Source organism: Dankookia sp. P2 (assembly GCF_050632255.1).
GTDB lineage: Bacteria > Pseudomonadota > Alphaproteobacteria > Acetobacterales > Acetobacteraceae > Paracraurococcus.
On record NZ_CP192581.1, the window covers coordinates 2,632,202 to 2,658,117 of the forward strand.

21 protein-coding genes and 6 pseudogenes are annotated in these 25,916 nt (G+C 70.3%); 9 read left to right on the plus strand and 18 right to left on the minus strand.

Going from position 1 to position 25,916, the window contains the following annotated elements; genetic code table 11:
• Positions 1 to 1,020: 1,020 nt before the first annotated feature.
• A pseudogene (locus ACQ86J_RS15665) lies at positions 1,021 to 1,773 on the plus strand (hypothetical protein); the annotation flags it as partial.
• 605 nt (positions 1,774 to 2,378) lie between these two features.
• Here ACQ86J_RS15665 and ACQ86J_RS15670 read toward each other — a convergent pair.
• From ACQ86J_RS15670 to ACQ86J_RS15745, 16 genes and pseudogenes are all read right to left on the minus strand, one after another.
• Positions 2,379 to 3,539 (minus strand): aminotransferase, encoded by a 1,161-nt coding sequence (locus ACQ86J_RS15670; RefSeq protein ID WP_431271831.1) that lies wholly within the window; start codon positions 3,537 to 3,539, stop codon positions 2,379 to 2,381.
• A gap of 106 nt (positions 3,540 to 3,645) precedes the next feature.
• On the minus strand, positions 3,646 to 4,212 hold the full coding sequence (locus ACQ86J_RS15675; protein WP_431271832.1) for a hypothetical protein: 567 nt from the start codon (positions 4,210 to 4,212) through the stop codon (positions 3,646 to 3,648).
• Positions 4,143 to 5,420 (minus strand): glycosyltransferase family 2 protein, encoded by a 1,278-nt coding sequence (locus ACQ86J_RS15680; protein ID WP_431271833.1) that lies wholly within the window; start codon positions 5,418 to 5,420, stop codon positions 4,143 to 4,145. The genes ACQ86J_RS15675 and ACQ86J_RS15680 overlap by 70 nt, the downstream gene beginning before the upstream one ends.
• Entirely contained in the window at positions 5,407 to 6,126 is a 720-nt protein-coding gene (locus ACQ86J_RS15685) for a PIG-L deacetylase family protein (protein WP_431271834.1), read from the minus strand. Before ACQ86J_RS15685 ends, ACQ86J_RS15680 begins: the two co-directional genes overlap by 14 nt.
• Before the next feature lie 42 nt (positions 6,127 to 6,168).
• Entirely contained in the window at positions 6,169 to 7,410 is a 1,242-nt protein-coding gene (locus ACQ86J_RS15690) for a glycosyltransferase family 4 protein (RefSeq protein ID WP_431271835.1), read from the minus strand.
• Entirely contained in the window at positions 7,407 to 8,324 is a 918-nt protein-coding gene (locus ACQ86J_RS15695; RefSeq protein WP_431271836.1) for a sugar phosphate isomerase/epimerase family protein, read from the minus strand. Before ACQ86J_RS15695 ends, ACQ86J_RS15690 begins: the two co-directional genes overlap by 4 nt.
• Positions 8,321 to 8,539 carry a hypothetical protein gene (locus ACQ86J_RS15700; protein WP_431272839.1) on the minus strand — a complete coding sequence of 73 codons (219 nt, stop codon included), beginning with the start codon at positions 8,537 to 8,539 and terminating at the stop codon, positions 8,321 to 8,323. Before ACQ86J_RS15700 ends, ACQ86J_RS15695 begins: the two co-directional genes overlap by 4 nt.
• A gap of 99 nt (positions 8,540 to 8,638) precedes the next feature.
• Positions 8,639 to 8,893: pseudogene (locus tag ACQ86J_RS15705) on the minus strand (hypothetical protein); the annotation flags it as partial.
• Positions 8,880 to 9,791: pseudogene (locus tag ACQ86J_RS15710) on the minus strand (YcaO-like family protein); the annotation flags it as partial. The pseudogenes ACQ86J_RS15710 and ACQ86J_RS15705, both read right to left, overlap by 14 nt.
• Entirely contained in the window at positions 9,788 to 10,339 is a 552-nt protein-coding gene (locus tag ACQ86J_RS15715; RefSeq protein ID WP_431271837.1) for an MBL fold metallo-hydrolase, read from the minus strand. The pseudogene ACQ86J_RS15710 and the gene ACQ86J_RS15715, both read right to left, overlap by 4 nt.
• Position 10,340: 1 nt before the next feature.
• Positions 10,341 to 11,684, minus strand: coding sequence for a Gfo/Idh/MocA family protein (locus ACQ86J_RS15720; protein WP_431271838.1), 1,344 nt, complete (start codon positions 11,682 to 11,684; stop codon positions 10,341 to 10,343).
• Between the two features lie 2 nt (positions 11,685 to 11,686).
• Positions 11,687 to 12,793 carry a class I SAM-dependent methyltransferase gene (locus tag ACQ86J_RS15725; RefSeq protein WP_431271839.1) on the minus strand — a complete coding sequence of 369 codons (1,107 nt, stop codon included), beginning with the start codon at positions 12,791 to 12,793 and terminating at the stop codon, positions 11,687 to 11,689.
• On the minus strand, positions 12,790 to 13,704 hold the full coding sequence (locus ACQ86J_RS15730) for a hypothetical protein (RefSeq protein WP_431271840.1): 915 nt from the start codon (positions 13,702 to 13,704) through the stop codon (positions 12,790 to 12,792). Before ACQ86J_RS15730 ends, ACQ86J_RS15725 begins: the two co-directional genes overlap by 4 nt.
• Positions 13,705 to 13,741: 37 nt before the next feature.
• The gene (locus tag ACQ86J_RS15735) at positions 13,742 to 14,953 is read right to left on the minus strand and encodes an inositol-3-phosphate synthase (protein WP_431271841.1); all 1,212 of its coding nucleotides are present in this window, start codon (positions 14,951 to 14,953) and stop codon (positions 13,742 to 13,744) included.
• Entirely contained in the window at positions 14,923 to 16,401 is a 1,479-nt protein-coding gene (locus ACQ86J_RS15740) for an MFS transporter (protein ID WP_431271842.1), read from the minus strand. Before ACQ86J_RS15740 ends, ACQ86J_RS15735 begins: the two co-directional genes overlap by 31 nt.
• A gap of 528 nt (positions 16,402 to 16,929) precedes the next feature.
• Positions 16,930 to 17,865: an FAD-dependent oxidoreductase gene (locus tag ACQ86J_RS15745; RefSeq protein ID WP_431271843.1), complete on the minus strand. Its 936-nt coding sequence runs from the start codon at positions 17,863 to 17,865 to the stop codon at positions 16,930 to 16,932.
• A 568-nt stretch (positions 17,866 to 18,433) separates the two neighbouring features.
• Here ACQ86J_RS15745 and ACQ86J_RS15750 point away from each other — a divergent pair.
• Complete coding sequence (locus tag ACQ86J_RS15750) at positions 18,434 to 18,883, plus strand: group III truncated hemoglobin (RefSeq protein WP_431271844.1); 450 nt, start codon at positions 18,434 to 18,436, stop codon at positions 18,881 to 18,883.
• Between the two features lie 230 nt (positions 18,884 to 19,113).
• On the opposite strand, the pseudogene ACQ86J_RS15755 reads toward ACQ86J_RS15750, so the two are convergent.
• Positions 19,114 to 20,208, minus strand: a pseudogene (locus tag ACQ86J_RS15755) (PLP-dependent aminotransferase family protein); the annotation flags it as partial.
• Positions 20,209 to 20,369: 161 nt separating this feature from the next.
• On the opposite strand from ACQ86J_RS15755, the gene ACQ86J_RS15760 reads away from it, so the two are divergent.
• From ACQ86J_RS15760 to ACQ86J_RS15790, 7 genes and pseudogenes are all read left to right on the plus strand, one after another.
• On the plus strand, positions 20,370 to 21,569 hold the full coding sequence (locus ACQ86J_RS15760) for an ABC transporter substrate-binding protein (RefSeq protein ID WP_431271845.1): 1,200 nt from the start codon (positions 20,370 to 20,372) through the stop codon (positions 21,567 to 21,569).
• Positions 21,570 to 21,593: 24 nt separating this feature from the next.
• A complete protein-coding gene (locus ACQ86J_RS15765) occupies positions 21,594 to 22,451 on the plus strand; it encodes a branched-chain amino acid ABC transporter permease (protein ID WP_431271846.1) in 858 nt (285 codons plus the stop codon).
• Positions 22,451 to 23,116, plus strand: coding sequence for a branched-chain amino acid ABC transporter permease (locus ACQ86J_RS15770; protein WP_431271847.1), 666 nt, complete (start codon positions 22,451 to 22,453; stop codon positions 23,114 to 23,116). Before ACQ86J_RS15765 ends, ACQ86J_RS15770 begins: the two co-directional genes overlap by 1 nt.
• Positions 23,002 to 23,972: pseudogene (locus tag ACQ86J_RS15775) on the plus strand (ABC transporter permease subunit); the annotation flags it as partial. The gene ACQ86J_RS15770 and the pseudogene ACQ86J_RS15775, both read left to right, overlap by 115 nt.
• 42 nt (positions 23,973 to 24,014) lie before the next feature.
• On the plus strand, positions 24,015 to 24,251 hold the full coding sequence (locus tag ACQ86J_RS15780) for a hypothetical protein (RefSeq protein WP_431272421.1): 237 nt from the start codon (positions 24,015 to 24,017) through the stop codon (positions 24,249 to 24,251).
• Between the two features lie 49 nt (positions 24,252 to 24,300).
• A pseudogene (locus ACQ86J_RS15785) lies at positions 24,301 to 24,679 on the plus strand (ATP-binding cassette domain-containing protein); the annotation flags it as partial.
• A gap of 151 nt (positions 24,680 to 24,830) precedes the next feature.
• On the plus strand, positions 24,831 to 24,983 hold the full coding sequence (locus tag ACQ86J_RS15790; protein ID WP_431272840.1) for a hypothetical protein: 153 nt from the start codon (positions 24,831 to 24,833) through the stop codon (positions 24,981 to 24,983).
• Between the two features lie 115 nt (positions 24,984 to 25,098).
• On the opposite strand, the gene ACQ86J_RS15795 is transcribed toward ACQ86J_RS15790, so the two are convergent.
• Complete coding sequence (locus tag ACQ86J_RS15795) at positions 25,099 to 25,860, minus strand: MBL fold metallo-hydrolase (protein ID WP_431271848.1); 762 nt, start codon at positions 25,858 to 25,860, stop codon at positions 25,099 to 25,101.
• Positions 25,861 to 25,916: the final 56 nt, after the last annotated feature.

Sequence of the window (25,916 nt, forward strand, 5' to 3'; positions counted from 1 at the left end):
TCCCTCCGGGGCTGGATCGGGACGTTGCGGTGTCAGGCCAGCCCCTTCCAGCCCGCAGCCCCGAATTGACGCGCAGGATACTGGCCGGACGACACTGCATGGCTGAATGCTGGCCCTCACGCGCCTGGCGACAGGCCAGAGCGTGGCGCAGGTGGCCGCCCGCCTCGGCCTCAACCGCCTCGCCGCCCTGAAGGCCAAGCCTTCGATCCTCGGCTCGTACAGGAACATGATTAGGGCGTCGGCATCGTGTCAGACGTCGAGGTCGCCGCTGCCTGAAGGCGACGCATTCGGTCCGGATCGAGCCGGTTTGCCTTTCTGCCTGCATGTCGCAGGAACTGGATCACCGCGCAAAATCGTCCTGCCTCAACGCCTGGGTGGTCACGGCCGCCCTGCTTCCGGCGCGCTCCTCCTCGCTGGCCGATGCGACATGGGGCGCCGGAAGATGGCCCGTCAGCTGGACCGGCCACCACCTTTGGGCCAGCCTTCCCGGCCAGACGCCTGCGACGCATCGACCTGGGAATGGCTCCCTTACGGAAAGGCAGGGCCGAACCATCTCTGTCGGCGATAGGAGAGAGCCAACCATGATCAGACTCTTGTCGCCTCCGGGCATCATCACCGGCTTGGTAGTGATGATGTCGGTCGCCAGCGGCGTCGCATTCGGAGCGGGTATCGCCGGAGCGGTCCTGACCGTAGGCACCCTCGCCAAGCGAGTGCGGGCATGATCGCTGTGCTTTACCTGCCAGTGCTGGCAGCGCTTCACTTCAGTGCGGGGACCGCCCTGGGTGGGATGGCAGTGTTTTCAGCAAAGGCGGTGTACGACCTAACAAGAAGACGTTAGCCACCGTCCATCTGGTATTGCTGCCGAATTTTCCCGATGTCGCCAGGTGGGTTGCCTTGACGCAGCCTGCGCAGGCGAATGCGGCACCCGCCCTTGAGTCATCCGCTCCCCTCGCTCACATGGCCCTTCGAGCCGGTCAGGATCGCCGGGCCGGGCAGCATCGAATTCGGAGCAGAACCCGCATGCGGATCCTCGCCATCGGGCCCCGTGCCTATCTCGGCGACGTCTATCTGTCGCTCCGCCGGGAGGGCCACGAAGTCCGGGTTTTCGCCGAAGACCCGCCTGAGCACCGCGCCTTCGGCGGCCTGATCGACTGCATCGCCGACTGGCGCGCGGAGCTGGACTGGGTCAGGCAGGACGGCGTGATCTTCTTCGAGCGGGTCGGCCGTGGCGCGCTCCAGGACGCATTGCGCGCGGAGGGCTACCGTGTTGTCGGCGGCAGTGCCTTCGGCGACCGGCTGGAGCAGGACCGCGCCTTCGGCCAGGCCGCGCTGCGGGAGGCGGGGCTCGCCATCGCCGAAAGCCATTCCTTCGCGCATCCCGCCCTCGCCCTGGAATGGCTGGGCCGGCACCCCGGACGCTACGTGCTGAAGCACGACGACACTGCGCGTACCACATTCGTCGGCGACCATCCCGCAGGTGCCGACCTCGCCTTCATGCTCCGCCGCGCCGGGGAGGGCCGCGTGCTGCTGATGGAGCGGCTGGAGGGGGTGGAGGTCGGCGTCGGCGCCTATTTCGACGGGACCCGCTTCCTGCGCCCGGCCTGCATCGACTTCGAGCACAAACGCTTCTTCCCCGGCGAGATGGGCGAGATGACGGGCGAGATGGGCACGCTCGCCGCCTATGACGGTTCCGAACCGCTCTTCGCCGCGACGCTCGACCGGCTCGCGCCACGCTTCGCCGCTGCCGGGCATGTCGGCTACGTGAACCTCAACCTGATCGTCAATGAGCGTGGCATCTGGCCCCTGGAATTCACCTGCCGCTTCGGCAATCCCGGCTTCGCCGTGCTGGCCGCGCTGCAGCCGGAGGGCTGGGGCGACCTCTTGGCCCGCATGGCCGGCGGCTACCAGTCCGGCTTGCCGCCGCGCTTCGCCGCACGGCCGGGCTGGTCGGTCGCCATCGTGCTGACCGTGCCGCCCTTCCCCGCCCATACCGACACCGCGCCGCCGGAGGAGGACCCGCCGGTCTTCTTCCTGCGCCCGCCCGAGGGCGCCGGAGCTGGACCGCTACCATCTGGTCGACATGCGGATGGAAGACGGCCAGCTGCTGGGTCGCCGGCGTTCCGGGCATTTGATGATCGTCACCGGCACTGGCGCGACGGTGCAGGCGGCCCAGGAAGACGCGCGCGCGCGGGCGCGCAATGTCGTCGCGCCGGAGCTGCGCTGGCGCGCCGATATCGGCGACCGCTTCCTGGATGGCGATCGGGAGCGTCTCCGCGCCCTCGGCTGGCTGCCCTGAACGGGCCGCGCCCGACGGACACCCGGCCTGCCAGCGACCGGATCAGCCCTCGCCGCCCGGGCCGGCAGGATGTCCGGCCCGCTCAGGCGGATGCTGCCCGCAGTCGCTCCTCCATCGCCACGATCCCCGTCGCGTCCACATTGGCGAAGGCGATGCGAAGATGCGCCTCTTCCCCGGCGAAGGCCGGGCCGGGTAGGCACAACAGCCCCTGTTCGGCAGCCAGCCGCTCCGCCACCCGCCAGGCGGAGGTGGCCCCGAAAGGGTGTTGCACATAGGCAAAGTAGGCCCCGAGCGACTGCAACTCCCAGCCCGGCAGGCGGGCGAAGGCGGCGCGAACGGCCGCTGCCCTGGCCTGCATCTCCGCGCGCTTCGCCGCGCGCCACGAAGACAATGCCCCAAGCCCCCAGGCCAGCGCGGCCTGCCCTGCCCGCCCGGCGCAGATCTGTACGCAGTCCATGACCTTGCCGAGTTCCGGGAAGAGCGCCGCCGGCGCGCCGAGGGCGCCCAGCCGGTGCCCTGGGATCGCGAAGGACTTGGAGAAGCTGTAGAGCTGCAAGAGGTTTTCCGGCCAAGTCCTGCCGGCGAGCAGCCCATGCGGTCGCTCCCGGCCGGGCGGCAGGAAGTCCCTGTAGGTCTCGTCGAGCACCAACCAGAGCCCCCTCTCCCGGCACAGCGCGTGGAAGCGGGCGATCACCTCGGGCGGATAGGCTGCGCCGGTCGGATTGTTGGGCGTGACGAGGACGATGGCCCGCACCCGGTCATCGATCAGCGCCGCCGCTTCCTCCGGGTCGGGCACGAAGCCCCGCTCGGCGCGGCAGGGCAGCGGGCGCGGCACGACCCCCAGCATGTCCAGCGTCATGCGGTGGTTGAAGTACCAAGGCGTCGGCAGCAGGACCGAATCGCCGGGCTGCGCCAGGGCCATCATGGCCACGACATAGGCTTGGTTGCAGCCGGCGGTGATCGCTACCTCCGATGCGTCAGGCCGGCCGCCGTAAAGCGCGCCGAGATCGGCAGCGTAGGCTTCCCTGAGCGCTACATCGCCCAGGATCGGTCCATAGGTGGCGCAAGCCGGATCTCCGGCTGCGCGGGCGAGACGCTCGAGCAGGCCGGGTGCCGGCGCATGGGACGGCACTGCCTGGCACATGTTCAGCAGTCCTCCCGGCCCGGCGTAGCGGGTGGCCCAGGCCTGCACCTCCGGGATGGGCGGACTGCCGGTATCGAGGAGGCGAGTATTCAGGGACATCTTTCGTCATTCCGCCGCGCGAAGGATGCGCAACGCTCGGCAGCGCGACACGTGACATTGCCGCCTTGAGAATTGTCCGCTCCGTCTCGTCCCGACATGTGACAGTCTACCGGAAGGGCGCCGGCAGCTCAGACTCGCCGTACACTGACGCTGCAGGCCACGCCGTAACAACCGCAAGCGGCACGGCAAGCAGCAGTCCCGCGATGACCGGCAGGGCAGTCAGCAAGGCGAAATCACCGCCTGTGGCGAAACCCATGGCCATTGCCAGTCCTACCGCCATGTGCAGACCGAAGCGCCGTGTCGCCGCGGACCAGGTGATCGCCCGTGCTGCGCGGTGCTGCGGCGTCCAGTTGCCCAGCCGCGCACCGGCCAGCCGCAGAACCGTCAGTGTCCGCTCCAGTGCCGCCACCGGATCCAGCAGCAATCCGAGGATGATTTCCTGTCCCATGCAACGCAACAATGCCGCTCGCCTCGCGCGCCCGGGGCGCAACAGCAATCTGAAATAGCCGGCCAGCTTCGGCAGGTTCAGCGCGGCAAAGCCTGCGAGCAACAAGGCGAGCAACGCGCCGCGCGAAGTGTTCTCCCCGCCGCCTGCCACGACATTCAACGCCGCCGCCGGCAGCAGGCAAAACCAGAGCGGCGCCAACGCGTAGTGCAGAAGTGCCTGCACCATCTGGAAGCGTCCGAGGCCGCTGAATCCTTTCGCCTCAGCAGGTGCCAATACTGCATGTTGCCAGCCGCCCAGCGCAGGTCGCGACCGAACAATGCCAGGAGGTCGGGCGGATGCCGCTCGAACGAGCCGGCATCCTCCGGCAGTACCCGCACCGCCCAGCCGGCCGCGTGGAGCAATGCTGCCTCGACATGATCGTGGCTCAGGATGTGGCTACCATCCGGCAACAGTGGCAGCCTTGCGTCGCGGCGGAAGGCGCCGACGCGCAACAATGCGTTGTGGCCCCAATAGGGCCCCTCCGATCCTTGCCACCAGGCCTGACCGGTGGCCCAAAGGCGCGTGCCGTGGCGATGGCCGAAGCCAAACAACTGGGCGAAGCAGGTTTCCGCCCCGGCCCCGGCGATTGTCGGCTGCAGTATGGCCAGGCGAGGATCGGTCTGCATGACCCGCACCAGCCGCCGCACCGTCCCCGCCGCCATCGTGGAATCGGCGTCGAGGACAAGCGCAAGGTCGAACTCCTCCACGTGGCGGTCGAGGAAATCCATCAGGTTGCCGGCCTTGAACCCGATATTCGTCGCACGCCGGCGGTAGAGCATCGTACCGGGCGGCAGGCGTGCGGCCAGCGCCGCGACGGCTTCCGCTTCCGCCTCCGCCGCGCTCCCGTCCGGTGTGTCGGACAGGACGCCGAGGGCGAAGCGGCCTTCGTCCGTTGCCTGCAGCTCCCGCAGCAGCCGGGCAAAGGTCGGCAGCACGGAGGTCATGTCTTCCAGCCGCACGCAGACCGCTAGCAATGTGCGCATCCGGATCGGCGTCGCGTCCAGGTCGCCGCGGTGCCGCAATGCGGGCAGCACGGCGGCAGTCGGATCCGCGGCGAGCAGACGCACCCCAAGCCCGACCAGTCCGGTCGCCGCCGAAAGGCCAAGCCAGGGTGCGTTGGCGGCCAAGCAGACGAGGATGAGCGCTTCCCAGACGGTCCAGCCGCCACCCGCCAGCACCTGCCAGGCCAGCACGAGGAAGCCGAGCGTCACGCTGCCGGCGAGCAACGCGAGGACCATGCGCCGCCGTCCCAGGCGTAGCATGGGCGGCCCTGCGCCCCGGATCAGAAGTCGAACGCCGGCACGGAAGGAGTCGAAGTGTCTGACAACAGCCGTCGGTGCGCTGCGATGTCTCTCTCCGCGCGATCGATCTCCGGCACCGTTATGCCGCCTCATAGAGGCCCGTGGGCAATGATGCGCGCCCTTGTGCCCGGAAGTGCTCCAAGGGTCCGGCCTGGGCGAGCGCTTGATGCAGGCCCTGCTCGCCACCGAACTGGAAGCCGAGTTGCGTCCGGTAGGCGCCACAGGCGCGACGCCGCGACTCGGCGTCGCCCGTGAACTCCACTTTGGGCCATGCGGCCATCTCGGCGGCGAATGGCTGCGCCGGGTGGCTGTCCGGCTTCCGGCAGTACGGGAAGTCCGTCCACCACAGCACGGGCATACGAGCCGGCAAAACGGCGCACAACGCGCGCACCAGCAGCACATGATCCACATGCCCACCCACTGCTTGCGGCGCGAGCACCAGATCCGGCCCCGCATCCAACAGGGAGACGAGCGCCCGGGTCAGCGGCGTGACGGCGCGATCCATCGGCTGCGGCGGCCCGAACAGCGCCCCGGCATCGCCGTAGCCGCGATGCGGTGCCTCCGGCAGGTCGAGCCAATGCGGCTGCACGGCGAGCGCCGCGCAGGCCGCAGCGTCTTCCGCACGCCGCAGTGCCATGTAGTCCACCTCGGGCCCCAGCCCCTTGTCGAGCTGGCAAGCGAGGGCGAAGCCGGTCGGCCGCATCACCGATTGCGTGAAGACGGTGCAGAGCGTGACATTCCAGCCCATGCGTGCAAGTCGCGCCAGCGTGCCGCCGCAGGAGAAGGCGGCATCGTCCAAGTGGGGGAGAGGGCGAGGGCGCGTGGCATCAGGCACCCTGGGTCACAACAGGTGCGGCGTCGCGCGGAAGCGGCAATCCGGGTCGCGCGGCAGGATCGGGTCGAAGCCGGTCTTCGGCGCCTGGCCATGCACCTCCGCATAGACCTGCATGATCTGCCATCCCACGGCTTCCCAGGAATAGGTACGGCGGCATTCCTCCAGCGCGGCCGTGGCGAGCCGGGTGCGGAGCGGCCGGTCCTCGATGACACGGCGGAGCGCGTTCGCCAGCGCCGGGATGTCGCCCGGCTGAACCAGCAGGCCGTTCTCCTCGTTCCGCAGACAGTCCACGACGCCGACGGCATAGCAGGCGACGCTCGGCAGCCCGCTCGCCATGGCTTCCAGGATGGTGTTGGAGAATCCCTCGGCATAGGTCGGGCTGACGAACACATCAGCCTTGCGGTACAGCGCCGGCGCGGCCTCATAATCGGCATAGCCGGAGACCTCGACCCCCAGCTCGAGCTTCGCCGCGAGCGCGCGCGAACTGTCATAGTCGGGCCCGATGCCGGAGATGGTGGCGGCGAAGGGCACGCCCTGGTCGCGCAGCAGCGCCAGCGCCTCGAGCATGTCGAGCGAGCCTTTCCGCCGGTCGACCCGGCCATGGTACAGCAGGCGCACCGGATGCGCGGCCTGGCCCGGCACATGCCCGGGCGCCGGATGGAAGCGGGCGGTATCGACTGCGCCGGGGACGATGGTAAACAGCGAGCGAGGCACGTGCAGGCGTTCCACCACTTCCCGCGCGAAGCTCTCGCAGCCGATCAGCAGGGCATTGGCGTTGTTCAGCACGTTCAGCATGCCAAGGCGGTGGGTCTCGCAGCACGACCCGACCCAGTGACCGTCGCCGCCTTGGATGGACACTACTGCCGGGATGCCGATCTGCCGCGCGGCCAGCAGCACCGCCCAGCCATTCGGGTAGCCATATTGCGCATGCAGCACGTCGAAGGGCTTCTTGCGATGCTCGGCCAGGATGACCTGCACCATGTCCTCCACGTCACGCTCGAAATCCGCGCCACCCGGCTCGGCGAAGGCCTCTTCGCCCAAGGATTGCCGACCAATGACAGTGACACCGGGAACCGGCGGTGGCGGGCCGCCGCCATAGACCTTCGTCCCGGTCTCGTCGTGGCGGTACTGGCTGACCATGGTGACGTCGTGTCCGGCGGCGACCAGCTGGCGCAGCAGGTTCACTGCATAGACGCTCATCCCGCTGATCGCAGGAAAGAAGCGCCGACTGCAGAACAGGATCCTCATGCGGTTCTTTCCTCCCGGCAACGAAGCAGCCAATCCAGGCTTTGCGGAATGATCCGGTCCGCTCGATGGCTCTCGCGCGACAGCTCGACGCAGACCAGGCGCGCGAAGCCGATCGCCTCCAGCGCATCCAGGCAGGCAGGGATGTCCATGTCGCCCTCGCCGAAGGGCAGGTGCGTGTGATCGCCGCGCCGCATGTCCTCTATCGCCACGGTCCCGAGCTGCGCGGCGAACTCGCCGACCGCCGCGGCAGGCTCGCGCTCCTGCGTCACGAGGCAATGGCCGAGGTCGAGGGCCAGCTTCAGCTGCGGCAGGCGCGCCTGCAGCAACGCGTAGTCGTCCAGCGTCTCGACCAGCATGCCGGGCTCGGGCTCGAGCGCCGCGGTCACGCCGCGCGCCGCCGCATGGTCCAGCACCTGCTCGACACCCTCCACGAGCCATTCCGCGGCCTCGCCGCGATCGACGCCCGGCAGCGGCACGCCCGCCCAGAAGGAAACCGCCTCGGCACCCAGGATCTGGCCGATCTCCACGGCACGCTGCAGGAAGGCGACGCGGCGGGCCCGGCCCTCGGCGTGCGGGGTCAGCAGCGTCGGCTCGTGCTTGCGGCGGGGGTCGAGCAGGAAGCGTGCGCCGGTCTCGATGACGCAGCCGAGGTTGCGGGCGTGCAGATCGCGCGCCAGGGCCTCGGTGCGCTGCACCCAGCCATCCTCGAGCGGATCGAGATGGTGATGGTCGAGTGTCAACGCAACGCCGTCATAGCCAGCGACCGCGATCAACGCGATGGCGTCGGACAACCGGTGGTTCGCCGCGCCATTGGTATTGTAGGCGAAGCGCAGCCCGCCCGACGGCCGCGGAGAAGGCGACAGGATGCTTGCCGCCGCTGCGGGCTCTGGCATGTCGCCGAGCGTCGTGCTCATGCCGCCCGCCGCTGGCGATGCATCTGCGCCGAGAAGGGGCCGCTCTCGCGGTACAGGGGGTAGAGCTTGCCGACCAGATGGTCCGCCAGCCGCGCGTCGAACCAGGCCGGGCCGCCGGCGCGTGCCTCGTCCTCCGGCCGCAGCAGCACGCGCCGGGCGCCGTCACGCGGCGCGTCCAGCAGCAGCGGGTCCTGCCGCGCACGCAGCCGGACCACGCCGCGCCAGCCGATGCGGTGATAGCTCATCGTCTCGCTTTCGAGACCTGGGACGATGGTCTTCACCACCTTCACCGGCCCTTCGCTGGGCGAGCAATCGACCACAAGCGGCGCCAACCCCTCGGCGGCGAGCCGTTCGGTCAGCAGGCGCAGCCGGTTGCCGGACTCCGCCATCGCACTTGCCGGCACGGTGGGCAGGTCGAGACAGCCGCACCCGCCTCTGCTCGGCAAAGACGCTGCCGGACAACCGCTGGCGCAGCTCCACCGCATCCTGGCCGACCCATTCGGCCATCGCGTCCAGCGCGCGGTTCTCCTCTTCCTCCAGCATGGCGACTGCCATCTGGCGCTCGACATATTCGCGCGGCAGGACGGCGGTGACCGCCTCGATCGGCCCGTGCGTCGCCGCCTTGCGGGACCGGCTGCCGCAGGATCCCAGCAGCGCCTTGCGCAGCGACCGGGCGCGGTCGGGATGCGATGCCTCGCCGCAGCTCGTCACCTGGATCGGCACGGTCGGCGTGCCGTGGTCGTCGCCAACGACGTAGAGGTTCGGGATACCAAAATCGGTGCAGGCGAGCTTGACCTTCACCGCGATCCCGAGGGCACGGAGATGCTCCAGCAGCGCCGCGACTTCCGGCTCCTCCACCGCGTCCAGCTCCACTGCCACGCCCTGGTCCAGCGCCCGGTAGGTGACGACATTGCCGTCGCGCTGCAGCAGCTCCATCAGACCGTGCGCGATCGCATGCGGCAGGTCGAAGCCGGCGCCGAGGCCGTTTGTGATGGGCGTGATCAGCCGCGGCTTGTCCTCGCCGAGTTGGTAGGAGTAGGCAGCGACCCATTCGCGCGGCACCAGCACCGGCTCCCCCGAGAGCCGATGCGCCGTCACCCAGGACAACGGCATCTCGGGCGCGTAGGGGCTGCCCGCCGGCAGGCAGAGCGTCAGGGGATCGACGATGCCGTCCGCGCCGTGCCGCCGGACCAGCTCGGCATGGGAGCCGACGACGCGCTCCGCCTGCTTCAGCCAGCCATGGACATGCACTTCCTCGCAGAGCTCGCCGAGCGCGCCGACCTCCGCCTCGATCGGCTCGAAGCCATAGCCGTAGCCGATCGTCGCCGGCTCGTCCGGTAGGATCAGGTTGGCCTGGATGACGGGAATGCCAATGCGGTCCAGCATGTCGATGCGAAAGACCGAGACATGGCCCTGCGAGGGCATCGATTCACGAAAGGCCTTGGCGACGTCGTGCAGGTCGGTCATCGCGCGGTGCTCCTGCGCAGCTCGGGGAGGGGAATGTGGCGGACTTCGGGTGGACCACGCAGCTGGTCGTCCAGCACGGCGAGCGCGATGTCGCGGCCGATGCCCGGCGCGTGCTCGAAGGGTGTGCAGACGGTGTCGAAGTCCAGCCCGGCAATGACCTCGCGGTAGCGTTTGACCTCGCCGGGCGTCAGCGGGATGTTCTTGTGGAAGGCCTTGTGGGTCGATACCGCCAGGCTGTTGCCTTCGACGTCCTGGTCCACCTTGAAGGCGTCGCCGCAGAACAGAATCCGCCGCCCCGCATCGTGGAGCACGGCCTGACCCTCGTAGTGGCCGCCGACATGATGCAGGGTGAGGCCGGGCCGTAGCTCCAGCGCCTCGTCATAGGGCCGGGTGACGCGGAAGGCCTTTGTCAGCCAAAGGTCTTCCTTCTGGATCGCCAGCACCTCCGGCCGGAAGGCGTCCTGCAGCTGCCACAGCGCGCCATAGCCGTGTACGTGGGAGGCCGCGAGGAATCGGATGCCGCCCAGCCGGTCGATCTCCGCCAGCATGTCATCGGTGTAGAAGGGTGCCGCTTCGAAGGCGATATTGCCTTCGGGGTGCGGCAGCAGCCAGCCGGTGCCGTTCAGCCCGTGCGGCGGCGTGGTCGAGGAAGGCGACCATGTCGCGGCCGAGCTGCCGCCAGTGGCCGCGCAGCATGGGGCGCACCTCCTCGACCGTGAGGAACCGCCAGCCATCCTCCGGCAGGTCGTTGCGCGTGTCCGTGCAGACCGGGCAGTCCGGCGGCGGCGCGAAGTAGCGCTGCCAGTGGCCGCAATTGGCGCAGGAATAGGGCTTCAACGGCATGCGGCGACCTCGTCGGGGCTGGCCCCCGGTGCGCCGCCGCATAGGCGCGCTCCAGCAGACGCATGGTGTGGATGTCGCGGTCGAGCGAGAAGGCGGCGGCGTCCCCGCCGCCGCGCAGCCAGGCTTCAAAGGCCGCCATCTGCCGCGTGAAGGGGAGGCGCCGGCCTCCGGCACCGGCAGCGGCACCCGCAGGCCGAGCCGGCCGTCGATACGCCAGACCCTGCCGCCCGCAGTCTGGCCCATGGTTCGTTCGGCCAGCAGCTGGCCGGTGGTGCCCAGGACCTCGAGACGTCGACGCGGCAGGGCTTCCGGGCAATTGTAGGCCACGTGCAGCTGCACCAGGATGCCGGAGACCGTGCGGCCGATCAGCAGCGCGCCGTCATCCACCGCATAGTCCTGCACCCGGCACTGGGTCAGCGCCGCGATCTCAAGCAACGGCTCGCCCAGCAGGAATTGCACCAGGTCGATCCCGTGCGGCGCCAGGTCCATCAGCGCCCCGCCGCCGGCGCGCGCCGGATCGGCGCGCCAGTTGTCGCCGGCCCAGCCCGGATCCACCCAGCAGGCATAGGCGATGCGGATCGCCGTCACCTTGCCGATCGCGCCGGCCGCGATGGCGTCGCGCATGGCTTGGTGCGCCGGATGATGGCGCTGGTCGAAGGCGGTGCCGTAGGGAATGCCGGCACGGCGCACCGCCATCGCCATTGCCTCCGCCTCGGCGAGCGTCGTCGCCATCGGCTTCTCGCACAGCACGGGCTTGCCGGCGGCCACCGCAGCCTCGACGGCGGCGCGGTGCAGGTGGTTGGGGGTTGCCACATAGACCGCCTGCACCGCCGGGTCTTCCAGCAGCGCCCGCAACTCTTTCTCGGCACGCGCGCCGAGCGCTGCTGCCCGGCGCCGTGCCCGCGCATCCGGATCGGCGATCGCGACCAGCCGCCCGCCTGCATCCAGCAGGCCCGGCACCGCGTAATCCTGCGCCACCCATCCAAAGCCGATGACGCCCCAGCCGAGGCCGGTCGTGCCGGAGGTGGTAGCGGAGAGTGCGTCCAGCATCCTCACCAGCGCTCCGGCAGGTCGACTAGCTCGCGCCGTCGCGCGGCCTCGGCCGTCGCGGCGTCGAGCACCGCATGCTCGGGCGCCTGGCTGCCGGGCGGGTAGGTCGCGCGCGCGCCGTATTCCCGCCCGTAGCGCTCGGATGGCCAGGCGATGCGGCCCGCCGCGTCATAGAGCGGGTTGCGCCGCAGCGGCGTGCCGGGCGGCGGCAAAGCCAGCAGCCCGGGGCTCGGCCGCGCCGCGGAGAGGCCTGGCCCCGCGATCGCGGCGAAGGCTTCCGCGCCGCGCAAGGCCGAGGCCTGGGCCGGCCGTGGCGCACGCCCGGCGGCCAGGGCGCGGGTCAGCTCGGCATCGTCGTACAGCACGGCATCGGGCAGCAGTCCGGCCATCTCGGCCGCGCTGACCGCAGCCCCGGCCGAGAGGTTCTCCCATTCGCGGTTATGGACATGGCCTATGGCCAGCAGGCCGACCCGCGCATCCAGCAGGGCCCGCAGCCGGGCCAGGATCGCCGCCTTGGGCTCGAGGAAGTAGAAGGCGTCGTGGCAGGCCACCAGGTCGAAACGCCCGAGCGTGGGCCAGTCCTGCGCCGCGTCCAGGCAGAACAACCGTGCCTCGGGGCAGACCCAGTGCCGCGCCACCCAGAGCTTAGCGAAGACCACGTCCATGCCGGCCACAGCGATACCGCGGCGCGACAGCTCCCGCAGGTGGTGGCCGATCCCACAGGCCAGCTCGAAGGCTGTGCGGGGCGCAGTCCAGTGGGCCTCGACCAGCGCCAAGCCGGCCAGGAAGGTTGGATCCGACCAGCGATGCGCGAAGTAGTCGGCGACCGGCCCCCAGGCCAGCAGCGCCATGGCGTCACGCAGGCTCAGCCGCTCGCGCTCCCGCACCAAGCGGCGCAGGGCGCCGGCATCGGCGGTCGGGCCGCGCCACCAGTCGTCTTGGTCGGCCAGCAGCAGCACCAGCGCGCCCTCGGCATCACCGGCATCGAGCGCAGCGAGGGCTGCTTCCGCCAGCGCATCGCGGCCTGCGCGCAGGAAGGGAATGCCATCCGGCGCCGGCCAGCGGCGGCCCGCGGCGTCGCGGACCGAATGCGGGGTGTCCGGGATCACGCCGCCACCCCGCCGCGTGCCTCCGGCGGCCCCGTTAGCAGCCCGAATCGTGCCAGGACTGCATCCTGGAAAATCCTGGTCGGGCCGGCATGCACCAGCTCCATCTCCCGCAACACGTAGTCCATCGTGGTGCCGGCGGCGCGGAGGTGGTGCTCCACCTGCAGCACGCGGTCCAGCGTGTCGGCGGCGTGGAAGGCACTGCCTTCCGGCGTCGCGGCATCCGGGATGACCTGCAGCGCCGCCGCGACGCGGTTGCGTGGCACGGGGTCGAGCTGCTGCAGCGCCAGCGAGGTCGCGCGCGCGAAAGCGGGCTGCAGCCATGCACCCAGCAGCATCTCTCCCGCGAAGCCGGAATCGGGCAGCAGCGCGTTGTGCAGATGGTGCGCCAAGCCGGCCAGGAAGACCGCCTCAAAGCCGGCGTCCCAGCTCGGCGCGAGCAGCGTGCCGATCACCGCGACAACCACGCAATGCTCGGCATGGCTCTCCGGCGGCTCCAGCATCAGGCGCCCGAGCTGCGGATGCGTCGCGCCGGCGCGCGGCTGGGCAGCAAGGCTTGCGACGAAGCCGGGAAGCGAGGCTGGTGTGGCGGCAGGCTCCGGCCTGGTGCCTCCCGCCAGCCAGGCCCGCGTGGCCATATCGAGCGGTGTGGCCGCCTGCGCCAGCGCAGCACCCTGGATCCGGCCCACCTCCGCCGGCGGGATGCCGGCATCACCCAGCGCGGCGGCATCTAAATCGCTCAGGCGCGTGGCGATCAGCGCAGACCGTACCGTGTCGCGCGCAACGGCCTCGGGCGCCTCGCCCGCAGCGACCCGTGCCCAGGCCGCCGCGAACAGACGCTCGGCGATCGATCCGCTGCGTCCGGCCGAGCGGATGCGCTTGAGGTCGCCGAGTGCACGGCAGAGCGGGAGCAAAGCGGGGGCGCACGCCTGCCCTCCTCGGCGGCCGAACTCATTCCGCAGCGGCTGCCGGCACCGGCAGGCCAAGCCATTCGGCCAGCATGCGTTCCTGGGTGTGGAATGCATGCTCCGGCGCGCGGCCGTTCGCAGTCATCGGCGCCTTGAAGAACAGGCTGAGCTGCTCCTGTGGCCCGCCCTCGCCACGCTGCTTCGCCAGGTCCAGCACACGGGCGATCTCGAGTGCCAGGGGAGCCGCGAGGATGCTGTCTTTGCAGAGGAAGTTCACCTTCACCTGCATGCGGTGGCCGAGGAAGCCGGAGATGTCGATGTTGTCCCAGGCTTCCTTGTCATCGCCGCGAGGGCGGTAGTAACGGATATCGACGATGTGGTCCTCGACCCGATAACCGAGGATGCTGTCCAGCACGCTGCCCTTGGTACCGAGTTTCGACTTCAGGCTGTCCGGGTCCTCCAGCGCCTGGCCGTCTCTGTTGCCGAGGATGTTGGTGGAGAACCAGCCATCGACATGCAGCGCACGCGCCCGGAAGGCCGGGGCAAGCACCGTCTTCATCAGGGTCTGGCCAGTCTTGCCATCCTTGCCCGCGATCGGCACGCCGCCGCGCCGCGCCAGCTCGGTCAGGGCCGGCGCGTCGGCGGCGACAGAGGGAGTGAAGTTGCCGTAGGGAACGCCCGCCTCGATCGCCGCGGCGGCGTAGAGCATGGCCGGGCCTATCGAGAGGTCGTCCTCGGCGATGGCGCGGGCGAAGGCTTCCGGCGTGCGCAGCGCGGGCGCATCGGCCGGCGTGCGTTCGGTGGAGGCGAGGTTGACCATGACCACGTCGTCGATGTCGTTCGCCGCCTTGAAGCGCTGCAGGTCATCGATGATGGCGTCGATCGCGGCGCGGTGGCCCTTCGCCTCCCGCATGTTGGCGCCCTCGATGCGGCGGCAGAAGGCGCTGCTGGCGACTGCCGGCCAGGGCCGGATCGCCGCCAGGGCCGGAGCGGTATCGTCGAGCTGGTTGTCGTTCAGCACGCGATGCTCGGCGGCGGCTTCGGCAAGGTTCTGGCCGTTCAGGTCCCAGCCGCCGAAGACCAGGTCCTCATAGCCCGCAAGCCCGGGAACGGAGAGGCCGGCGAGGGGCAGGCCGCTCATCTGGTTGGTGCCACGCTTCAGGATTTCCACGCCCGCCGCCGCCGTGGTCGCCACCGCACCGCCAAGACCCACCACGGCCACGCCTACCCGGCGCCGCTTCGAAGCTGCTGGCATCTCTCTCCCACCGTCGCTGTCCGTCGGAGAAGCTCATGCCGGCCGCGAAAAGCGCCAGAGCCGCACATGATCACGTATACCGGAGATGTTTCTGCGAAACCCGAATGATGCAAATCGAAACGAGCGCTCTCCGTGCCGAGTGCCGAATGGTTTCCGGGAACAAGCCGGATGATCAAGATGTTCTGGAATCGCCGAACAACCGCTCCGGCCGCATCGCCACGAGGGCGCAGGCGGCAAAGATCGCCGCTGCCCCGAGCACCGTCTGCCAGGGCCGCAGCAGCGCGCCGACAGGTCCCGATGCCGCGGCGCCGAGTGCGCTGCCGAGGTTGAGCGCCGCCATGAACAGCGCGAACCGCGTCGCGGCGGCAGGCCCGCGACTGGCCTGCATCACCGCGGGCGCGAGCGCGACGAAGACCAGCGCCGGCACGACGCTGGTCAGCGCCATGGCCAGAGCCGCGGCCAGGCCGGCGAGGGCCCAGCAGCAGCAGCGCGCTGCCGGCATAGGCGACGGCGCAAAGCCAGAACAGCACGACCAGGGTGCGGTAGGGCCCGATCCGGTCCGACCACCAGCCGATGGAGAGCGCCCCAAGCGTCCCGCCCAGCACTGCCAGCCCGCTTTGCAGCCGTGACAAGGCCGCCGGATCCCAGCCGCCCGCCTGGATCATCTCCACTGCTAGGCGCACGCCGAAGACCGAGGTCGCGGATTCCTCGACGACGCAGAGCGCGATCAGGGCGAGCGCCGCAGGCTGCCGCATCATCGAGAGGAGCCGCCACGACAGCCGCAGCAGCATGACATGGGACGGCACGGGTGCATGTGCTGCGGTGATGGGCCGCCGCCGCAGCGACAGCCGGTCGTCGCCCGGCGATTCGAGCACGGTGAGCGGCACCCAGGCCAGCGGAGCGGCGAGCAGCAGCAGCAAGCCGGCCGTGGCCGGCAGGCCGAAAGCCGGGATCGCCCCGGCGAAGGCCGTGGCGCCCAGCGCCGTACCGCCGACGAAGCCGGTGCGCGTGAGGGCTGTCGCCTGACCCAGCCGATCCGCCGGCGTGCCGTCGATGATCATCGCGTCCATCGCGGTGTCGAGCAGCGCGGCGCAGGCGCTGTGCGCCATCAGGATCGCGCCCAGCCAGGGCATCGCGCCGATGCCGTCGCCGGCCAGCGGCAGCAGTGCCAGGCAGCCGAGCGCAGCGGTCTGCGGCAGCACGATCCAGAAGCGCCGCCGGCCCATCCTGAACTGGCCGAAGCCATCGACCACCGGCCCCCAGAATGGCTGCAGCGCCCAGGGCAGGCCGATCATGGCCATCAGCGCGCCGATCGCTCCGGCCGAGGCGCCGGTGGCGGCGAGGTGGTTCGGCAGCGCCGTCATGCCGAAGCCCGCGACCAAACCTTGATAGGAATAGACCGCCAAAATCATCCGCAGGCGCCAGGCCGGCACGGTGAAGACACGCATCGCGCCGTCCCGGGATTCGCTCACCGACCCTGGCCCGGCCGGACGCGACACCGGGACACCGATGCCATTCTCGATGCGTGCGTGAGTGAGCTGCGCTCCACCATAGCCGACGACATGTCCCCCGCCCGTTGCGTCGCTTCGGGGCGCGCCGGGGCGGAACGGCGGAGGCCGAAGGCTGTTCCCACCCTGTGCCGGCCCGTCTTGCCGATAAGGCGCTGCATCGGGCGGCCCCTCAATCGAGTCGGGCCAGCGCGGATCATCGCATGACCGGACCGGCCGGAGAGTGTTGCGGACCCTGTATCACCCCGGATGCCAGGGATGGCTGCCGAGGCGCCGCCGTCGACCTTGCCCATGCCGACCAAGGCACACCGGAGAGACCCCGGCCCGTACAGATCCTTTTCGCTGGCCTGGGCCGGCCGCGAGGCCGCGGCGCCGATCGGCCCTGCCCGCGTCAGGGTGGCGCGACGAAGAAGGGCGTGCCCTGCAACTCCGGCTCGGCGAAGGCCTCCAGCCGGCCGCGGATGGCGTCTATATCCTCGGCGAAAACCCGGGCGGCGATCCGGTGCGCCAGGCGCTCCGCCCCGGCCGAGACGCCCGGCACGTCGGAGGCAATGGCGCCCAGGCTGGCGAAGGCGGCATGGCTGAACAGGTGGATGCGGGACAGCATCGCGTCGTCCGTTGCCGCGCGCCCGGCCAGCTCGAACCCCTCCCCAGCCAGGGGAAGCGGCCGAGCTCAGGACGGTCCTGCCCCGGCGGCGGGGTGAAGCGGTCGGCCCAGGTGGCGATTCGCGGGGCGAGCGCGGCGAGTTCGGCGATGCGCCGGGCATCGATGCCATAGCCGGTGCCGAGGATGAGGAAATCGACCGCTTCGGTCCGCCCGCCGCCAAGATCGAGCCGCACCCGCCCGTCCTGCCGCGCCGCGCCCAGCACCGGCGTGCCGAGATGGATGTGGAAACCTTCCAGCCGCAGCGCGCGATGGATGGATTCGTGCGGCGGCGGTGATTGCAGGTCGTGCATATAGGCCAGGATTCGCCACTTCTCCGCCGGCGGCAGCGTCGCCCAGCCCTCGAAGAAGCCGGGATGGGCGGAGCCGCGACCCTTGTTCACCTGCGGCAGCACGGCGCGGCGGACATACATGTCGACCCGCGCCGCGCCGCGTTCCAGCGCGGTCGCGGCATTGTCCCAGGCGGTCGGTCCGCCGCCGATCACCGCGATGCGGCGGCCGCGCAGCGCGGCGAAGTCGACCGGACCGCCGCCATGCGCGGCGAGGTCCGGAAGCAGGCCCGGATCGATCCCGGGCGGGACGGCGAAGCCGCCGGTGCCGCCGCGCCCGGTGGCCAGCACCAGGCGGCGGGTGAGCTGCACGCGTTCGGCGCCGTCCTGCCGCAGCACCGCCGCGAGCAGCCCGCCGCGCGGCTCCACCCGCAGCAGCTCCACCCCGTTCGCCGCGGGCAGGCGCAGCACGCGGCAGAATCCAGGACAGGTAGTCCTGCCAGTCGCCATTCGGAATCTTGTACAGCCGCGCCCAGGCCGCGGCGCCGGAGCGGGCCTCGAACCAGGCGCGGAAGGTGAGCGACGGGATGCCGAGCGCGACACCCGGAAGGTGCTTCGGCGAACGCAGCGTCTCCATCCGCGCCGTGGTCACCCAGGGGCCTTCCTGTCCCTCGGGCGCGCGGTCCAGCATAAGGACGTTGCGCAGTCCCTTGAAGGTCAGGGCAGCAGTGGCGGCGATGCCGTACATCCCGGCGCCAACCACCAGCACGTCCAGCACCGGCTCGCCGCCCGGCCCGGTGACCGGGGCGGTCCAATTGGCCGGCGGTAGCAGCAGCAATTCGAGGTCGCGGGCGACCCGGGCCTCATGCTGCGCGAGGCCGTCGACATGGTCCAGCATGGTCAGGCCTCCGGCACCCAGGCAGGGCCCCAAGCATCGGCCGGCGGACGCGGAGCGCAAGCGGTGGAGCGTGGATTCTGAAAAATAGTATTGAAAATACCACTTATATCGGTCATGATGCAGGCATACGGAGAGCCCGCCTTGCAGCCCATCCCGGAAAACGCCGAACGCCGCGCCGCGCTCGGCGCCGAGATCACCGCCCGCACCGGCCTGGATGCCGCCACGATCGAGGAGGTGCTGCGCGCCTTCTACGGTGCGGCACGGCAGGATCCGCTGCTCGGCCCGGCCTTCGCCGGCGTCGAGGACTGGGAGACGCATATCGCCAACCTCGCCCGCTTCTGGGGCTCGGTCGCGCTGATGACCGGCGACTATCACGGCCAGCCGATGCAGGCGCACCGGCCGCTGGCGCTGACACCGGCGCATTTCACCCGCTGGCTGGCGCTGTTCGAGGCGACGGTGCGCACCCGCCTGACCCCGGAGGGCGCCGGGCACATGCTGGAACGCGCCCGGCGGATTGCCCGCAGCCTGGAGATGGGGCTGATCCCCCTCGACCTGCCGGCGCGGCGGGTGCCGGCGGGGGCGCCCGCCTGACTCAGCCCGCGTTGCGGATGTTGCCGCTGCGCGCCGGGATGCCGGTCTGCTCGAAGCAGACCCGGGCGAAGGCGGCGACGCCCTCCCTGATCTCGTCCTTGCTCGGCAGGGCGAAGCAAAGCCGGAGCTGCGAAGCTGGCGGAGTCCGGCACCACCGCCCATTCCGGGCCGGGGTTGAAGGCGATGCCGCGCTCGGCCGCCGGCTTGACCAGCTTGCGGACATCGACCTCGGGCGGGAGCTTGATCCAGAGAAAGATGCCGCCCTTCGGGACGAAGCATTCGGCGGTGCTGCCGAACTCGCGCTCCACCGCCTCGACCATCACGTCGAGCTTCTCCTTCAGCACGCCGGACAATGCCGCGACATGGCTGTCGAAGTTGCGGGAGAAGTACTCGGCCACCAGCATCTGCTCGACCGAAGCGCTGCCGGCATCGGTCTTGAGCGACACCAGCCGCGACAGCACCGGCCAGGGCGCGACGGCGTAAGCCGAGCGCAGCGCAGGCGCCAGGGTCTTCGAGAAGCTGCCGATGTGGATCACCTGGGCCGGGTCCATGGCGTAGAGCGCCGGCGGCGCCGCCTGTCCGGCCCAGATCAGGTCGGCATAGCACTCGTCCTCGAAAACCGGCACGCCATGCACGCGGGCCAGCTTGAGCAATTGCTCCCGGCGCTCCAGCGGCAGGATCGACCCGGTCGGGTTCTGGATGGTCGGAATGGTGTAGATGTATTTCGGCGTGGCGCCCTTCGCCTTCAGCGCATCCAGCGCGTTCGACAACGCGTCGATCCGGATGCCCTCCCCGTCCAGCGGAATCGGCACCGGCTCGACGCCCAGCGTGCGGACGCGGGAGATGGCGCCGCCATAGGACAGCTCCTCGAACAGCACGGTGTCGCCGGCTTCCAGCAGCAGGCTGTTCACCAAGTCGAGCCCCTGCAGCGAGCCGGAGGTCAGCAGCACCTCCTCCCGCGTCACCTCAATGCCGCGGTGGCGCTTCAGCTTGTCCACCACCAGGTCGCGCATGCCGCGATGGCCGAGCGGGCCGTGGCCGAGATTGTAGAGCGAGAGGCTCGCGCCCTCCCGCCGCAGCGCCGCAGCGGCGCAGTCCGCCAGCGCCTCGACCGGCAGCATGGTCGGATCGTTGTGGCCGCCGATGAAGTTGTATTTCGGGAACCCGGTGAAGCGTGCGGCCGCGGCGGGCACGCCGCGGCGGAACAGGCGCTCATAGTCTGGGCCGGTCGTGCTGGACATGGCGGTGGCGGTCCTTGGACGATTGATGGGAGGCCAGGCGGCCCCGGTGGCGGCACTCTGCCGCCGCAACGGCGACGCGTCCATCCTGGGCCTGGGGCGGCGCCGCGATCCATGCCCTGCCACGTTGACATCGCCCGCCACCACCGCAGGATGGGCACAGAACGCCGCCGCGGCCCGACCGCGCGAACGATCGCCGAAGAAACTGCCGGACCCGGGCAACCGGGTCCGTCCCTGGAGGAACAAGAATGTCCATGATGATCACGCGCCGGGGCCTGGCCCTCGGCGGCACCGGGCTCGTGGCCGCGACCGGTCTCGGCCTCGCCACCCCCGCCCTCGCCCAGACCGACCCGATCCGCATCGGCTGGCTCGCCGCCATGACCGGGCCCAGCAGCGCGCCGGCCATCGGCTTCAACCGCGGCGTGGTCTTTGCCGCGGACGCCATCAATGCCGCCGGCGGCGTCAAGGGCCGCAAGGTCGAGATCATCACCCGCGATACCCAGGGCGACCCGACCAAGGCGGTGAACGCGACGCAGGAGATGATCAGCCAACTCAAGGTGCATGCCATCTGGGGGCCGACCAACAGCGGCGAGAGCCTGGCGACCACCGCGATCATGGCCCGCGGCAAGATGCCGAACATCCACCCCTGCGTGGTGGACAGCCTGATCGACACCAAGAAATACCCGAACGCCTTCCGCATCGCCCCCAGCAACACCCAGTGGGACGACGCGGTGCGCAACTACACGCTGAAGATCGCCAAGGCGAAGAAGGTGGCCGTCGTCGGCGACACCACCGGCTATGGCGTGACCGCCGCCAATGCCTCGGCCGCCAACATCCAGAAGGAAGGCGCCGAGGTGGTCTACAAGGCCAATATCGACGCGACCCAGCCGGACATGACGCCCGACATGCTGCGCGCCCGCAATGCGGGGGCGGAGGCGATCGTGATCTGGTCGGTCTCCACCGGCATGATCGCCCGGCTGCTGAACACCCGCGCCAAGATGGGCTGGGACGTGCCCTTCATCGGCCACCCGGCGCTGTCCTCGGGCGAGATCGCCTCGCTGCTCGACAAGCCGGACAATTGGAAGAAGGTCTATTGCATCGGCTACCGTAGCTGCAGCTACGACGCCAATGGCAAGCTGCCGCCGCATACCGAGAAGCTGGTGCAGAAGATGGCCGGCAAGGTGGCGCTGAACGACACGCTGATGTGGTGGGTCGCCTGCGGCGTGGATGCGGTGGAGATGATCGCGGAAGCCGTGGCCGCCAGCGGCAGCACCTCCTCCGAGGCGATCATCGGCCATTGGAACACGCTGAAGGCGCGACCCGGCTACTACGGCAACTTCACCTTCACGCCGGCGGAGCACAACGGCTACCCGGTGGAGGACGTCATCATGTCCGATGCCAGCTCGGGCAAGAACGGCACCTTCGCCCTCGCCCCGGGCTACGGCTGAGGCAGGGGACGCGGGGGTTCGCGGATGCTGGCTTCGATCCTGGCCTCGGGCCTGGCCGTCGGCGCGATCTATGCGCTGATCGGCATCACCTACAACACCATGTACGCGACCTCCCGTGTCATGAGCTTCACCGCCGGGCAGCTCGGCATGCTCGGCGGCGTCCTGGGGTCCCTGTTCATGCTGCGCCTTGGCCTGCCGCTGCTGCCGGCCCTGGTGCTGACCCTGGCGGGGGCCGCGCTGCTCGGCGTGGTCACCGAATATGTCGCGGTGCGGCCAGTGCTGAAAAGCCTCGACCAGCACCTGTATGTCCTGTCTACCCTGGCGCTGGCGCTGATGGTGCAGCAGACCGCGGCGATCCTCTGGAGCACCGAGCCGCAACCCTTCCCGCGGCTGGTCGGGCTCGGCGAAGGGGTCTGGGACGAGAAGTACTGGCTGCCGGTGCTGGCCTGCGCGGCGACCATCCTCGGACTCGGATTTCTCTATCGCCGCACCCTGGTCGGCCGCGCCTTCCTGGCGGTGGCGGAGGACAATTTCGCCGCCCGCGCGCTCGGCCTGCCTGAGCGCAACCTGCGAGATCGCCAGCTATGCGCTGGCGGGCGCGATCGGCGCGCTGGCCGGCTTCGCCGGCGGACAGCTGCTGCTGGCCTTCTTCGCCAACGGCGCGCTGCTGAACTTCTACGGCTTCGTCCCGGTGGCGCTAGGGGCCTGGGGAACAACCGCGGCGCCGTGATCGGCGGCATCCTGCTCGGGCTGTTCCAGCAGGCGGCAAACTTCATGGTCGGCGGCATCTTCTCCTCGGTCGCCGTCTTCGCGCTGTTCATCATCGTGCTGCTCGCCGCGCCGCAAGGCATGTTTGGCGCTCCCGCGGCACGGAGGGTCTGATGGCACTGGCAAACAACCTGGCAGCGCCGCAGCCTGTCGCGCTGCCCGCGTCCAGCCCGCTCGCCGCGCTCTGGCCCTTCGCCGCGCTGCTTGGCCTGGCGGTGCTGCTGCCGCTGACGGGAAACGAGTACTGGGCGCTGATCGCGACCCGCGCCTGCATCTACTGGGTGCTGGTCTCCGGGCTCAACCTCATCGTCGGCTATGCCGGGCAGCTCGCCATCGGCTATGTCTCCCTGCTGACGATCGGCGCCTATACCGCCGCCGTTCTGGCCGCCGGCAACCTGTTCGAGCCGGTGCACCCCTTCCTGGCATTGGCCGTCGCGGCGCTGATGGGCGCGGTCTTCGGCGTGGTCGTCGGCCTGCCGGCGCTGCGGCTGCGGACCTTCTACTTCGCCATGACGACGCTCGGCTTCGCCACCATCGTGACCCAGGTGGCGCTGGCTTGGCAGGACGTGACGGGGGCGGCATCGGCATCACCGGGCCGTCCATGCCGGCGCCGCTCGATACCGCCTGGGGCTTCTACTATGCCTGCCTCGCGGTTGCCGTCGTCTGCACCTGGATCACCGGCAACATCGCCCGCAGCCGCTTCGGCCGCGCCCTGGTCACGGTGCGGGATGCGGAGGTGGCGGCGGAGGCCAGCGGCATCGCCAAGCCGCGGCTGCTGATCTGGGTCTTCATCCTGGCCGGGGCGCTGGCCGCCTTCGCCGGTGGCCTCTTCGCCACGTTGCAGACCTACATCACGCCGGACGCCTTCACCTTCGACCTGTCGCTGCTCTTCTTCATCGCGGTGCTGATCGGCGGGCGCGGCTCCATCCTCGGGCCATTGCTCGGCACCCTGCTGCTGACCCTGCTGCCAGAGGTTGCGGCGCCGCTCGCCGCCTGGTCCACCTTCCTCTATGCCGCCCTGCTGCTGGTCATCGTGTTGGCGATCCCGGGCGGCATCGCCGCGCTGATCGACCCGCGCAACCGCCGCGCCCTGCCCGACAACCGCGCGGTGATCCCACGGCCCGAGCTGCTGCCGGCCCTGCTCGGCCAGCAGCCGCCGCATGCCGGCCTCAGCCTGCGCAACATCGTGCTGGCCTTCGGCGGCGTCCGCGCCATCGACGGGCTCGACCTCGATCTTCGCCCCGGCGAGGTGCATGGGCTGATCGGCCCGAACGGCAGCGGCAAGACCACGACGCTGAACGTCATCTCCGGCTACTACCGGCCGGAGACGGGGAGATGACCTGCGATGCCGCGCCGCTGCCGGCCGGCGACGCGGTCGGCCGCGCCGCCCGTGGCATCGCCCGCACCTTCCAGACCCCGCGCGTGGTGGGCGAGGCCTCGGTGCTGGAGAATGTCATGGTCGGCGCCATGATCGAGGGCCGCGCCGGCTTCCTCGAGGCGCTGCTGTCGCTGCCGCGGCAGCGGCGGGAGGAGCAGGAGACCACCGCCCGCGCCCGCCAGGCGCTCGCCGCCGTCGGACTCGGCGCGCTGGCCGATGTGCGGGCCGACCGGCTGCAGCACAGCGAGTTGCGCTTCATGGAGATCGCCCGGGCGCTGATGCTGCGCCCGGCCTTCCTGATGCTGGACGAGCCCGCCGCGGGCCTCTCGACCGACGAGATCAAGCGGCTAGACCAGCTGATCCGCGCGGTCAGCCGGCAGGGCACCGGCGTGCTCCTGGTCGAGCACCATGCCGACCTGATCTTCGAGATCTGCGACCGCATAACCGTCCTCAACCTCGGCAAGGTGCTGGCCGCCGGCACGCCCGACGAGATCCGCAGCCACAAGGAGGTCGTCAGTGCCTATCTCGGCGGGTGAACCCCTTCTCGACGTGCAGGGCCTGGAGGCCGGCTACGGCAAGATCGCCGTGCTGCACGGCGTCTCGCTGCGCATCGCGGCGGGCGAGGTCGTCGCGCTGCTCGGCCCGAACGGCGCCGGCAAGACCACGCTGCTGCGGGCCATGTCGGGCCTGCTGCCAGTGGCGGCGGGCACGGTCCGTTTCGCCGGCCAGGACATGCGCGGCGCCGGGCCGCGGGAAGCCGCGCGCGCTGGCCTCGTGCACGTCATCGAGGGGCACCGGGTCTTCACCCAGATCTCGGTGGCCGACAACCTGCTGCTGGCCGGCTACGACCTGCCCCGCGGCGAGCGGCGCGCAGCGGATCGAGGAGGCGCTGGAATACTTCCCCGAGATCGCGGCGAAGCGGGGCGACCGCGGCGGCGCGCTCAGCGGTGGGCAGCAGCAGATGCTGGTGGTCGCGCAGGGACTGGTGCGGCGGCCGCGGCTGATCATGCTGGACGAGCCTTCGGCGGGCCTCTCGCCGGTGCTGGTGGACCGCGTGCTCGGCGTCGTCAGCGCGCTGCGGGCCAAGGGCACATCGGTGCTGCTGGTCGAGCAGCTTGATCGAGAAGGCTCTGGCCGTGTCCGACCGGGTCTATGCCATGGTGCAGGGGAATATCGCGCTGGAGGCGCGGGCGGACGAGCCGCATCTGCCGCACCGGCTGGAGCGGACCTATTTCGGCGGCAGATCGCCGATGCACGTGCACGCCTGAAGATTGGGGAGGGAAACAGGTATTCCCTCCCCAGCCGCCGCGCGGCGAGTGCCAGACTCAGAAAAATAGAGGTGGGTCCAGGGAGGATACCTCCTCCCTGGCCTTGCTTCCTCGCCTACCAGCAGACCAGCAGCCGGTAACCCTCCCCGTCCCGCGTGACGCGCCCGGCGCTCGGCCCGGCGAAATGCGTGCCGATGACCAGCACGGGTTTCCCGGCCAGGCCGCCGAAGACCGCATGCCGCGTCGCTACCGCCTGGACCGGGTCGCTGTCCGCGGTCGAGCTCCAGTGCGGCCGCGCCAGCTGGCAGGGGTGGTGGGCGATGTCGCCGGTGATCAGCGCCTCCTCGCCCTCCGAGGTGATCAGCACGCTGACATGCCCCGGCGTATGGCCGAAGCTCGGCACCAGCCGCACCTCGGGGCAGAGCTGGTGGTCGGCCTCGACCAGCTCGGCCAGGCCGGCCTCGATGATCGGCTGCACGCTGTCGGCGAATACCGCGCGCTGCGGCTCCTCGCCGGAGTCCGGGCTCGACCAATGGGCATATTCGCGGGCGCCGAAGACGTAGCGCGCCTTGGGGAAGGTCGGCACCCAGCGCCCGTCCTGCAGCCGCGTGTTCCAGCCGACATGATCCACGTGCAGATGGGTGCAGAGCACGGTGTCGATGCTCTCGGCCGGATAGCCCGCCGCCGCCAGATCCTCGAGGAAGGTGCCCTGCCGCGCGTTCCAGTGCGGGATGCGCCGGCCCTGCTTGTCGTTGCCGAGGCAGGTATCGACCAGAATGCGCCGGTTCGGCGTCTCGATGATCAGCGCATGGATGCTCATCCGCAGCCGGCCGGCCTCGTCGGCAAAGTGAGGAACCAGCCAATCGATCTCCCGCACCGCCTCGGGGGTCGCCTGCGGCAGCAGAATTTGCTGCCGCCCGCCATCTCGAGCTC